This is a genomic window from Agrobacterium tumefaciens, assembly GCF_005221325.1.
In the GTDB taxonomy this organism is placed as follows: Bacteria; Pseudomonadota; Alphaproteobacteria; order Rhizobiales; family Rhizobiaceae; genus Agrobacterium.
In genome coordinates this window covers 2221244-2233994 of sequence record NZ_CP039889.1, presented here as the reverse complement: position 1 = coordinate 2233994, position 12751 = coordinate 2221244, and the positions used below count along the sequence as shown (strand labels likewise).

Annotated in this window: 8 protein-coding genes; 1 reads left to right on the top strand and 7 read right to left on the bottom strand. The window is 58.1% G+C overall.

From position 1 onward, the window contains the following. Positions 1-55 precede the first annotated feature (55 nt). The 4 genes from CFBP5499_RS25180 to CFBP5499_RS25165 form a co-directional block, all read right to left on the bottom strand. The gene (locus CFBP5499_RS25180; RefSeq protein WP_137066467.1) at positions 56-1369 is read right to left on the bottom strand and encodes an HlyD family type I secretion periplasmic adaptor subunit; all 1314 of its coding nucleotides are present in this window, start codon (positions 1367-1369) and stop codon (positions 56-58) included. Beyond that, positions 1366-3138, bottom strand: a complete 1773-nt coding sequence (locus tag CFBP5499_RS25175) for a type I secretion system permease/ATPase (protein ID WP_080827616.1) — start codon at positions 3136-3138, stop codon at positions 1366-1368. Before CFBP5499_RS25175 ends, CFBP5499_RS25180 begins: the two co-directional genes overlap by 4 nt. Before the next feature lie 66 nt (positions 3139-3204). Next, positions 3205-4800: a mannose-1-phosphate guanylyltransferase gene (locus CFBP5499_RS25170; protein ID WP_158523282.1), complete on the bottom strand. Its 1596-nt coding sequence runs from the start codon at positions 4798-4800 to the stop codon at positions 3205-3207. A gap of 63 nt (positions 4801-4863) precedes the next feature. Next, a complete protein-coding gene (locus CFBP5499_RS25165) occupies positions 4864-6204 on the bottom strand; it encodes a nucleotide sugar dehydrogenase (RefSeq protein WP_080827618.1) in 1341 nt (446 codons plus the stop codon). A gap of 552 nt (positions 6205-6756) precedes the next feature. Here CFBP5499_RS25165 and CFBP5499_RS25160 point away from each other — a divergent pair. Next, positions 6757-7794, top strand: a complete 1038-nt coding sequence (locus tag CFBP5499_RS25160; RefSeq protein WP_080827619.1) for an alginate lyase family protein — start codon at positions 6757-6759, stop codon at positions 7792-7794. 21 nt (positions 7795-7815) lie between these two features. Here CFBP5499_RS25160 and CFBP5499_RS25155 read toward each other — a convergent pair whose 3' ends face one another. Genes CFBP5499_RS25155 through CFBP5499_RS25145 form a run of 3 tightly spaced genes read right to left on the bottom strand, consistent with a single transcriptional unit; the run spans position 7816 to position 12750 of the window. Next, the gene (locus tag CFBP5499_RS25155) at positions 7816-9111 is read right to left on the bottom strand and encodes a tetratricopeptide repeat protein (protein WP_080827620.1); all 1296 of its coding nucleotides are present in this window, start codon (positions 9109-9111) and stop codon (positions 7816-7818) included. Positions 9112-9157: 46 nt separating this feature from the next. Further along, entirely contained in the window at positions 9158-12046 is a 2889-nt protein-coding gene (locus tag CFBP5499_RS25150) for a tetratricopeptide repeat protein (RefSeq protein WP_080827621.1), read from the bottom strand. Positions 12047-12078: 32 nt separating this feature from the next. Next, positions 12079-12750, bottom strand: a complete 672-nt coding sequence (locus tag CFBP5499_RS25145; RefSeq protein ID WP_080827622.1) for an alginate O-acetyltransferase AlgF — start codon at positions 12748-12750, stop codon at positions 12079-12081. Between the last annotated feature and the right edge of the window lies 1 nt (position 12751).

The window sequence follows — 12751 nt, the reverse complement described above, 5'->3', positions numbered from 1 at the left end:
CGTTAACTGATTGCCTTGTCTGATACCGGGCGGAAATGATTTCTCTTGTCCCGGCTCAGTCCTCCCTGAAAACATGATTGAGCTGATCCGTCAGCGGCTTGACAAGATAGGAGATCACGCGCCGCTCCGCCGCCGGCATCAACACATCCGTTGGCATTCCCGGATAGAGTTTCAGGCCTCCCAACCCTTCCAGGCTCTCTGTCTCAGGCCTGATCCGCACCGCGTAAAACGGCTGTCCGGTTCTTTGATCGGTCAGCACATCCGGCGAAATGGAGACAACCTCGCCCACCACCATCGGTGTCGTCGTGCGGTCGAAAGCGCTAAAGTGCACCTGTGCCCTTTGACCTGGCGTCACCTGATCGATATTGCGCGGCGAGATTTTCGCCTCCACTATCAGGCCATCGCCACGCGGCGCGACCAGCATCAACGTCTCCCCTGGCTGAACGATGCCGCCGACGGTGTGAAGCTGCAGTTCGAAAATACGACCGCTGACGGGAGAACGGATGTCCAATCGGCCAAACTGTTCTGTCACATCGACACGTCGCGCTTCCATTTCGGTGATCTTCGCTTCGGTCTCCGCCAACTCCTTGGCATTTTCTCCACGGCGGTTTTCATCGAGCTGAAGAATTTGTAGTTCCACTTCGCTGATGCGCCCCTCGGCCTGCGCTCTCGATGCCAGTCGTTCACCCAGATTGCCCTGCAACTCGGCGCGACGCTGTTTGAGCGACGTCAGGCGCTGCAGCGTGACAAGCTGTTGCCGGTACAATCCGTCGACAGAGGCAAACTCCTCATCAACCGCCGCAATCGACGCTTTAACCGCCTCGATCTGGACGTTTTCGCCCTCGATCTCATTTGCAAGCTGGCCCTTGCGTTCGGCGAGCTGGCGCTTCATGCCTTCAATGCCGTCTCGCCGTGTTTCGAGAAGGTTCTGCTCCAATGCAACGAGCTGGCCATAGGCAGGCCTGGTCAGCCGCTTCTCTCCCAGAAAATCCGCCTCGAACGTTCTTGTGCCGGCAAGCTCCGCTCTGAGGCGCGCAGCGCGTACCAGAGACTGCACCAGCGCATTCTCGACAATTGCCAGATTGGCTTCGACAGTCGTTCGGCTGAGACGCAACAAAACATCGCCGGCCGCAACCTCACTGCCCTCTTGCACCAAAAGTTCGGACACCGTGCCGCCGCTGAGATGCTGTATTTTCTTGACGTCGTTTTCGATGACGATGAAGCCCTGACCGCTGACGGCTCCCGCCAGCTTCGTCGTGGCCGCCCAGCCGCCAACACCGCCGAACAGGGCAAGCCCCAGTCCGATAACAACCGCGATATGTCGCCGGAGTGAACGGCGCCAGAAGGCGATAGAAAGCTCATCGCTCATCGCGACACCTCCAGCTTTCCGGTTGCCCCGACAACCTTCAGGATCTTTGCAGAGCGCGCAACCGGTTTGCGAAGGACCTGCCCCATGATCGCCTCACGCGGGCCGAAGGCTGCCATCTTGCCCTCTTTCAAGACCAGAATCTCGTCCGCTTGAGCAAGAATACCGGGTCTATGGGTGATGACGACTGCAATGCCTCCGCGCATCTTGATGCTGTCGATGGCGCGAGACAAAGCCTCTTCCCCCTCAGCGTCGAGATTGGCGTTCGGCTCATCGAGAACGACAAGGAATGGTTGGCCGTAAAGCGCACGCGCCAGAGCGATACGCTGCCGCTGACCGGCCGAGAGTATCGGAAACTGGGGATCGATCAGGGTGTCGTAGCCATCCGGCAATTGCAAAATCAGATCGTGCACGCCGGCCGTTTTCGCTGCAGCAATGACTTCCGCAGAGGGAATGTTCTTGCGAAACCGGGCAATATTCTGGGCGATGGTTCCTCCAAACAGCCCCACCTCCTGCGGAAGGTAACCCATATGGCTGCCAAGCCGATCAACGTGCCACTGGTCCATCGTCGCTCCGTCGAAACGCAGCGTGCCGGAACTGACGGGCCAGATACCCAGAAGTAAACGGGCAAGCACCGTCTTGCCGGATCCGCTATGTCCGATCACTCCGAGAACCGTTCCCGCCTCCAGCGAAAACCCGATCTCCGATATGATGGGTTTTTGGGTTTCCGGCGGACCTCCCGCCATGGCCTCGACCGTAATGTTGCGGGATGGCAGCGGTAACTCCGACAGGATTTCCCGGTCCGTCTCTGCCGCAACGATAGCCTCGAGGCGGAGCCAGCTATGTCTTGCTGCGGCAAAACTCCGCCAGTGGACAATAGCCGCCTCAACCGGCGCAAGCGCCCGCGACGTCAAAATCGAGGACGCCAGAATGATACCGCCGGACGCATCCCCCCTTATGACAAGAACGGCTCCAACCGCCAAAACGGCAGATTGCAGGGCAAGCCGGAGAATTTTCGTCAGTGTCGCGTAAGTATTGGCCACATCGGCATGACGGGTGCCGAACAGCCGGAATGCCGCATTATGGGCGGCCCACCTTTCCGCCACATCGCCAGTCATGCCCATGGCCCTCAGCGTCCCGAAATTCAGCCTGACGGAATCTGAAAAGCCCCTGCGGTTTGCGGTCAGCACCGCGAGATCGCGTTGAGATTGCTGTAGGCTGAAATGTGCAAGTGCGGTTAAAACCATCAAGACCAGCACGCCTGCCAGCGCCACGAAACCAATGACGGGATGAAGCAGAAAACAGATCGCCAGATAGACGGGCAGCCAGGGAAGATCAAAAAGCGCCGATGGCCCCGGCCCGGAGAGAAAACCGCGCACCATGTCGAGATCGTCACTTGTCGAGACGAGTGCTTGTCTGCCGCACAGCAGCAGCGATCGCCGATAAAGGACCCGATCGAGAGTGACTTCGAACAAGGCGGCGAGACGTGACAACATGCGACTTCTGACGATTTCAAACGCGCCCTGACAGACGAACAGCATGCCCGCCAGCAGACACAGTGCAATGAGCGAGCCGATGCTGCCGCTTGGGATGATGCGGTCATAGACCTGCAACATGAAAAACGGGCTCGTCAGATATAGCAGATTGATGAAACCGCTGACGACGGCAACGACGGCAAGCCCGCCCCTGCACCGGGCAAAAGCCTGATGCAGGAGCGAGGCGCGGGCGATTCCCCCACCCGTTTCACGATCAAACGCGCCGTCTTTCGGCATACTCATTCGCCTGCTGCTGTTATTATTGCACAAAATCCGCGTTACCCGGCGTGCCGCAAAGCCTCGTCAATTGGCGGGATGGGGCTCGTCATGGAGGGTGCTTTCCGGCACCATGTTGAGATCGAAGGCTGACACATCGGCCTCGACGGGGATGAGGTCGAGAACCGTGTCTGCGGTAAAACTCTGCGGCGCGATGGCCAAATTCCGCCCGGAACTGCGCTGCCGGGTGACGACGATGGTGGTTTCCCTGGCCGCGCCGTTATAAAGCGACAAAATCTCGCCTTCTGTCGGCGAAAGGCTGGCCATCGGCACCAGATGGCGAACGAAGCCACTGAGGATGATGTCGATCTTGCCGGAGGATACCGCCCAGTTCTCCCAATAACCATCGGGAATGCGCAGCGCTATCGTCGCGTTGCTGCGCAACGTCACCGTGAATACCGTCAGGTCGCCCTCATCGCTGAGCAGCCGGACCTTTCCCCAGCCATATAGTTGTTCTCGCGTGGCGCGCGATTCCGGCATCTCGTTCTGCTTAAGAAGATTGACGGCATCCTTGACCTTCTGCGCCAGCGACATTTTCGTAACAAGGATGGCATCGCCGTCATCAATCACGATCATGTCTTCAAGCCCGATCAGGACGACCTTTCTGCCACCGCGCGCATAAGCAAGGGTGTTGCTGGAGCCGATCGACAGCACCGGCCCGGAAAGGGCGTTGCCGTTGGCATCCTTGTTGCGGGCGATCTCATGCAGGGCCGAAAGAGAGCCGATGTCAGACCAGCCGATGCCCTCGCAGCGCACCACCGCACCGCGCGACGTGCGTTCCATGATCGCCGTGTCGATGGGAACATCTGGTGGCGAAGCCCCAAACGCCGAAGCTTCCAGCATGATCGCGTGTATGTCATCGAACATGTCGATGGCGGCATTTTCAAACGCCTCTTCCGCAGCCTGCAGGGTTTCCGGCGCGTGACGCGCCAGTTCTTCCAGCATGACGCCGGCCCGGAACATGAAGATGCCGGCGTTCCAGCAAAAACCCTCCTCCACGTAACGCTTCGCATTTTCAAGCGATGGTTTTTCCAGAAAATCGCCGGCGCCGATGGCGTATCCCCTGACCTCACCGTCTATTTCGATTGCATCGCCCGGGCGGATATAACCAAAGCCGGTTTCAGGATGCTCGGGACTGATACCGAAGGTGACGATACGGTCGGCGAAACGTGCAATCGGCAGAGCGTCCGCGACGATCCTGTTGAAGATTTCGGGTTCCGCAATGATATGATCCGAAGGGGCGACGAGAAGAACGGCGTTGCTTCCCGCTGCATCGATGCGCGAGATGGTGACGGTCAGCGCGGCAATCGCCGCGGCCGTTCCCTGCATCGATGGTTCAACAATAAGTCCGTCGACGGAAAATCCGCCGCTGGCGACCTGTTCTTCCGCATGAACCAATGTGTCGCGTGCACACATCAGCCATGGCAGACTATATCCGGGTACAGCAAAACGGCGCAGCGCCTGCTGGAAAAAGCTGTCATGCCCGTCGCCACCCAGCGTGAGAAACTGCTTCGGTTTGTTCGAGCGGGACAGCGGCCAGAGCCGGGTTCCGGACCCACCGATCATGATGGCGGGAACGATCCGGGTGTTCTCGCCTGCAACAGCGGTCAAATCCTGACGCATATGAAACCCTCGCAAAACCATAAAATATATTTTCGCAAAAAATCGGCCCGCGCTGTCGCCAACTCACCAGCAAAGTCCGTGATAGACAATGTGACCGCTGCGATTGGGCACCTCCACGCGCGCAAGATCCACCACCACAAGCGGTCTGCCGGCCGCTTCGATCGCCCCGGTCAGACCCGCATATTTGTGGCCGACCACCAGAATATCAGCGTTGTCGATGACATCGTTGATCGACGGCCGGACCCGTGGCGCAATATGGCGCAGATAGGTTCGGCCTTCGCTTTCATCCCTCACAACGTTTGGATCGAAGATCGACACTTCTTTGCCGTTGCCGATAAAATTCTCCACAAGGCTCAGCATCGGGCTTTCGCGCATATCATCGGTGTCGGTCTTGAACGTAATGCCGATGAAGCCGATGCGATCCTTGCGCGCATCGGAGATGAGCTGTTTCGCGCGATCGATCTGCACCAGGTTTGCCGCCTTTGCGGCGTCAAGCATCGGTGTCGCAACGTTCATTCGCCGTCCGAAGCCGGACAGAGCCCGCAGATCCTTGGGAAGGCACGAGCCGCCGTAAGCAAAACCCGGTTTCATGTAGGCCTTGGAAATATTCAGCCGGGTATCCGCGCACACGACATCCATGACCACATGGCTGTCGATGCCCTTGGCCTTGCAGAGATTGCCAATCTCGTTGGCAAAGCTGATTTTTACCGCATGCCAGCAATTGTTGACATATTTGACGATCTCGGCGCTCCGCAGCGGAATAACATGTGGAACGACGCTAATATGGGCGACCATTGCCTTAAGAACGTCGATCGAGCGCGTATCATCGCCATACTGACCGAAAACGATGGCGCCTGGCCGGTAGTAGTCCGCAATCGCCGAGCTCTCGCGCAGGAATTCGGGATAATAGGCGACGCCGAAATCCACTCCGGCGATTTTCCCGGACGCCTCCTCGAGTGCCGGTATGACAACCTCCTCCATCGTGCCGGGCAGGATAGTGGAACGCATGACGACAACGTGGAATTCGCTCTTATTGCGCAAGGCTCTGCCGATCTCAAAAGAGACCTGACGCACGTAGTCGGTATTGAGTGTGCCGTCGAGAAGGCTGGGCGTACCCACGCAGCAGAGCGACACATTCGTCATTTCGACCGCTTCATCCGCCGAGGTTGTCGCGGTCAGCATGCCGTTGAGGTTGGCTTTTTCCAGAAACTCGGCAAGGTCAGGTTCAATGATCGGCGCTTCGCCACGGGCAAGGCACGAAACCTTGAAACTATCCGGATCGACCGCCACGACACGGAAACCGTCGTTGCTCAGACAGGCGGCTGACACGCAGCCGACATAACCGGCCCCGAAAACACTGACCCTGAGACCCATTGCACTGACGTTAATATCAATTTTGGTCATGTGAACCCCTGAAAGCAACTAAGGAAATACTTAAATAACCATGAGAAAAATCTGAAAATTCAGAATACACGCGCCACCGGACCGAGCAGGAATGAGGCGATCAAAAGCAATGCAGGACCAGGCTCGGCAGAATCCGCTGGCAACATAAAACTTATATTTTATCGCAAAAGTGCTTCGCCGAAAGCAAATGAGCAAACAGCACAAATCTAACAAAACATGACAACGTATTCATATGACTGCACAAAAATGTGTACATCATTGAAACAGCCAAATTGGCAAAATTTCAAATAAACATATATGAAGGCAAAACCGACGGTTCACAAAGAATGATACGAGCTTGCCGGCTCCGCTATTAATTACAAAAACATTAAATATGAATATACAAAGCAGTCAACAAATATTTAACGAAGAATACAAAATAAATCCGAAATTCCATAATATTCGCAACTATTTACCCGCCCGTTGCTTAGGCGCGTCAATCAATCCGCCTCATTAACCGGACGTTTCCTTGAATCTGCTTCAATGGCCGCTTTCCTTGTCGGGAAGTGAACCATGTTGCGTTTTGCGTTGATTGCCTTTTCCGCCTCCTTTCTGTTCAGCTTGCCTATGCTGGGCGTCGGCAACGATTCAGGCTCAAGTAAAGCCGCACATCAAATCCTCAAACCGGACACCTCGTCTGTACGCACGCCCACCGTTCAGGTGAAACTGGAAAGATCCGGCAGCGCAACGATCTCGAACGGCAAGAAGGAAACGGGCATGAGTTGCGGCGTGGCGGCTTCCCAAATCGAAACACCGCCGCAAAAAATTGCCACAAGCTCGAAATATCTTCCGCGAGATGCGATGGAGAGCGAGCGGCAGGACGCTTCCCATATCGCCGTTTTCAAGCCGATCTGGCGTTCTATTCGTGAGCTGGAAAACATTGAGACGCGCTTTGGAGCTGAATGCGCCATGCGTGTCCTTCATCAATGGGCCACCTCCCGCGCCCTGATCGACGCTGCGACGCCCGACGCCAAACTGACCCGCGCTCGCGTGCTTGCAGAAATATCCGGTCTTGTCGCCGCTTGGGGTGTTGCAGGCGATCTCGACAGACAGAAATCCATAACGGATTGGCTGAACATCATGGCAGACGATACCATGGTGTTTTTCGACGTCGAGGCCGGCCCCAGGAGCGCCCGCAACAACCACCGCTATTGGGCAGCACTTGCCCTTGCCACAGTCGGGAGCCTGACGGGAGACCAAAAAAAGATCGACTGGGCCCGCCAGTCTTACCGGATAGGCGTGTGCCAGGTCACGGAAGACGGCACTTTGCCGCTTGAAATGCAAAGGGGAGCGCTTGCGCGCAACTACCATCTCTATGCTTTTCGTCCGCTGGCTGGCACATTCGTCACGTTCCGCAAGATCGGTCAACCACTCGATGACATTTGCTCCGGATCTCTCGAAAGACTGGCCAAAGCCGCGTTGAGGGGTGTTGATGACGCCACGCTGTTCGAGGCGGCGACCATGAAACAGCAAATCAAGCCGCCGCGTGAAGACAGCTACCCCGCCCATCTGAGGCTGGATACGCTTAAACGCGACCTCCAACAGGGATGACACCGGCAACACCATCATCATCTACCTCGCCATGCCGTCTAGCGAAATAAGCGCGGATCGCGCCAAAAGGTAGCCGCCGTCGGCCGATTGGGTCAGCCAATATTTGGCCTGTCCGATATCCTTGACGACGCCGGTCGCCTGCGCATACATCAGACCAAGCAGGTATTGCGCCTCGCTATCCCCCTGCGTTGCAGCCAGTTTTCGATAGGCGGCTGCCTTTTCGAACGACCGGCTCGTACCGCGCCCCACGAAATAGGCCTCGGAGACCGCACGGATGGCCTCCATATCCCCCCGGTCGGCATAGGGTTCGAGAATCTGCAAAATCCGGTCATGCATGGTCGCCGGCACGCCAGAACGGTTCAATGCCTTGGCCAGGAAAGGCACGGCTTTTTCGTCGCCCGCCCTGGCGGCCTCGGCAAACATGTCCACACCCTTGCGGATTTCAGCCGGGTCGTTGCTGTTCCACAAAGCGCGGGCGATCTTGCCTTCCTCTGAAATAGGGCCGCCCTTCGGCGCGGCGGCGATGACTGCCTGCGCCTTTTCCCGTGCCGCCGCGCTGAACCGCCCGTCGGAAAGTTTCGTGGCAGCGGAAAGGCTTCGCTCGGGTGAGAGATCGATCGCCGAGAGCAGGAGCTTCTCGGCGCGTGCCGTTGCGTCCGGGTCGGCGCCTTGCATGAGCAGGGACGCGGTTTCGACATAACGGGCTCCGCGCCGCGCCGGCTGCAACTTGTCCAGCAAGGCAATCGCTTCGTTCACATCCCGGGTGACGCCGCGCCCTTCCAGCAAGGCAAGCGAGGTCTCCTCAATGCCGCGGAGATTGCCCACCAGCGCTGCCCACCTGTACCATTTGTAGGCAAGGGCATCGTTTTTGGGAACATCGATGCCGAGCTGCATGCGCGCCCAGGCGATGACGCAGCTGGAAGACCCGCGCATGGCCTCCTTCGCCAGCAGGTTCATGACCTTGCCGGTATTAGCGCCAAACGAATAATCGTTATTGACGATCCCCTTGGCCAGCAGGCGCACCGCCTCGCGGCTCCTGGGGGCCGCCGATATCAGAAGGGAAAAACCGAGGTCAGGGTTACGAAGATCGCGGCGGGTTTCATTCAGGGCGGCCGTCGCGATTTCCAGCTGTCTGGCGACAGGAAGCTTTTTTGCCGCTTCAAGCGAAGGCAAGCGCGTTGCCGGTAAAGCCTGCGGGCTGACGGTGATCGTCGCGCGCACCTTTGGAACAGGCACACTGCTCTTTCCTGCAGCCTGAGCCACCATCGTCGCTGCCGGCAAAACCGTAACCAGGGTGAAAATGACTGAAAGTTTCATCGAGCGGTCCTTTCTCCACCATCCGAATATCGTGACGGAGGTTTTGCTATTGAGTGATGGTTGCAGCCTTACCCAGCCACCGTTCCGCTTCTTTCGGATCGGAGGGGATGCCGTAACCAATCTGCAGTGCAATGGCGTAAGGTTCGAAAGCCTGGCGATAACCGGAGATCGCCGCCCGCGCGAGCCAACCCGTACTGTCAGTGGCCGAAAGGGGAAAACCACTGGTGCCAGTCGCAAAAGCGTCGGCGACCGTCACCATGGCAGCGCCGTCGCCGGTTTCAGCGGCTTTTATCATCCAGACCCTGGCCTTCTCCGAATAGGCCGCGTCCTCTTTGGCCAATGTCGAAAGAACGCGCGCCAAAGCCTGAATGGCATTACCGGAGCCTGCCTTCGCGGCATCTTCAAGCGCCGGCACGGCTTCGGCAACCATTGACGGATTTGTCGATGTCTTCGGCGCGTCGTCGCCCACCAACTGCTCGACGAGCGTCTTCAAAGCTCCGTCGTCTCCGGCGCGAACCGCAGCAAGCAACCACCGCGTCGCTTGCCGCGGATCGGCGTGGGGCGGCAGGAGGTACATGCGACCGGCTTCGCGCATCGCTTCCACCTTGCCCGCCTCCGCAGCCTTGACCATCGTCGCAAGCGCCAGTCCGGGGTTGGCAACGCCGCGTTTGTCGTCGTTGAGCAAATTTGCGAGTTGATAAAGTGTGCTCGCGTCATCCGTTTCGGAAGCAATCGCCCGTTCAACCAGGGTGCGGGTCTGTATCGCGTAATTGGCATCCCGCGATATGGCATCGGCCAGCGCAACCTCGTCCTTGGCACTGCACAGCGGTTGTTTCAGGGCCATGTCGAACATGGCGCGGCGCGATGTCTGGTCGCTCGCACGGTCGGCTGTTTTCAGTATCGCGCGGATATCTCCGTCGTCCACGGCCTGCCTCAACCACAAATCCGCTGCCCTGCCGCCACCGGTTTTTGTGTCCACGCCGAGATCGGCGAGCTGGATCATTGAAGCCGTGTGACCCAAACGTGCAGCCTCGACAAGAAGTTTGACCCCTTCCTCGGGTTGAGGCGTGAAACCTGCCGCCCCCTTCAGATAAAGCTTGGCAAGATCATACCGCACCGAGGTATCGCCGGTTGACAAACCATCTCTGAGAAGTTCGACCGCCGCCTTCACGTTCGCCTTGTCGGCGTTTTCAGATGAAAGCTGCAATCGCGCCAGCAGAACCAGCGCCTGGCCGCGTTCCTGACCCGCCGCCAATGCCTTTTCGTACCATTGGCCGGCCTCACGGGTATCGACAACGGTGCCGACGCCGTCGCGATAGGCCAGCGACAGGAGAACCATAGCCCGCCGGTCCCCAAGAGCCGCCGCGCGACGAATATTGCGGAAATACATCAGCTTTCCATCATCACCGGACTGCTCCGCCAACGCCTGTCTGGCGACCGCGATCAGGCTGGGACGGTTACCGGCGGCAGCGGCACGCTCCTGCCAGCGTCGCCCGATACCCACGTTGCGTTCGACACCGATACCGCAGCCATAGGCGTCGGCCAGTGTGGCCATCGCTTCGCTCAGGCCGTTATTGGCGGCGCGCCGCAATATCGCAACCGGATTGACGCTTTTTGAAATATTGTGCGTGCTGTCGACCATCAGTTGGTAAAGCTCGAGAGCGGCCGTATCGGAGCCCAGAGCAACCGCACGCGTCAGATATTCCACGGCCTTTTCCGTGTTGCGCGCCGTTCCCGTGCCGCTGGCATAAGCACTGCCCAACTGCTTCAGAATATCCGTATCAACGACAGGATTGCGCGCGGCCTGTTCGAGATAGCCCACCATGGCGGAATAGTTGGGCTTGCCGCCAAAATCTCCATGGGAGATTTGCGCCAGAAGTTCCAAAGCGCGTACGTTTCCGCGCTGAGCCTCCTGTTTAAGCACCTGTGTCGCCTTTGGAAGTGCATCCTTGAGATCGAGGTTTGCCAGCAACAGGCGAGCCAGCGAAATGCGACTACCTGGGTGTCCTTTCGCAGCAGCGGTTTCCAGAAGTTCCACCGCCTTGTTGCGATCCACCGGAACGCCGTCGCCGATCACGTAACGCTGTGAAAGACGTTCGACCGCAACGAAATTTCCGGCCTTTGCGGCAGCCATCAGCCACCTCGCGGAAAGCTGGGGATTATAAAGGCCGAATTCTTCATTGGCATAAATGCCGGAAAACAGGTTGAGAACGTCGCATTCCCCGGCGCCGAGCGACTGGCTAAGTCTGTCGATCGCCTGATTGAAAAGAAGCTGAGGCGCATTCTCCGATGGCGCCAGATCCGGATTGTTGCGATATAGCCGCGCAAGCAACAGAGCCGCATCCGGGTCACCGTTTTGCGCACCCATCTTGAGGTATTTTTCGCCCTTCAACTTGTCCTGCGGCACCACTTCGCCCGTGGCATAAAGACGACCCAGAAAGGTCGCCCCTTCCATGAATCCACGCGCTATCGCCTCATCCTGGAGTGAGAGACCCCGGCCAAGATCGGGCGAGCCTGACGTAGCGTCGAACATCAGGCGACCCAATGTGTGGGAGGCGCGGCCAGCCAGTTCATAATTGGCGTTTTTCAGATATTCGAGCATGCGGCGCGCAAGCACCCTGTCACGCGGGGCATTGCCGGTTCCGCCGATATAAGCCTGCGCATCCAGCAGCATATCGTCCAGATTGCTCGAAACCGACCCGCCGTCCCACTTGCTCCAGTCGAAGGAGAGATTGCGCTGTTGTTCCCTGACCCTGCAGATCGGCGCGTAGTCGAAATCAGGACTAGGCATAAGACCGTCCTGCAGCGGCAAGGTCGTCTGCGCCTGCGCCGGCTGCGCCGCAAACACCAGCGCGACAAACAACATGCCGGCGCCAAACCCCGTCTTTTCCCGCCGACCGGAGAGGAGGGATGCCAAGCTTTTGAATGTTGTCATGTACCTGATCCCTCTCATCTTTCTGCTCCCGATCAGGCTTTCGCCGAAACGGATGTGAGAACGATATCGTTCGGTCCGCTGCCCAGAACAAAGATGGACGTCACCGAACGGCGTTTCAGCGTCGTTTTTTCGAAAGTCCTGGCAATCGCCCCTGAAATCTCGACGTTCAGATCGATTGCAACCGCATTGACCTCGATGGAGACGCCACTCATCGGTGCGACGGCCTTGATGACGGGCGAGCGTTTGGCGAGCGCCGTCAGTGAAACCGGCGATGTCGTGAGGTTGTAGAGCGCAAGCGCACATTTCGCCGGGTCCGACGTAAATACATCCGCGACGACGACCGGCTCTTTTGTGTTCGCGCCCGCGAGAACCGTCAGATATTGTCCCTGCCCCACCGAAAGCGGCGAGGACTGTCCTTTGACCAGCAGGGTGTAGTCCCCGGGAGCTCTGGCGACATAGTCCGAAATCCCGCCTGCAGAAACCTTGAACGGCGTCTCGCCAATAGTCGCTGTTGCAACGGCCGACGGATCGGTCGCGGCAATACGGATGAAGCTCCAGTCTTTCGGAACATCCGCATCATAGATGCCGGCATCGTCGCCAGCCGCCAAAACGGACCGGTTTGCCGCCAGCAGACCCGCAAAAGCGGTAACAAGGCGAACGAACCGGCGTCGATCTATTTTAAAGGCAATCTCATCCGAAAACATC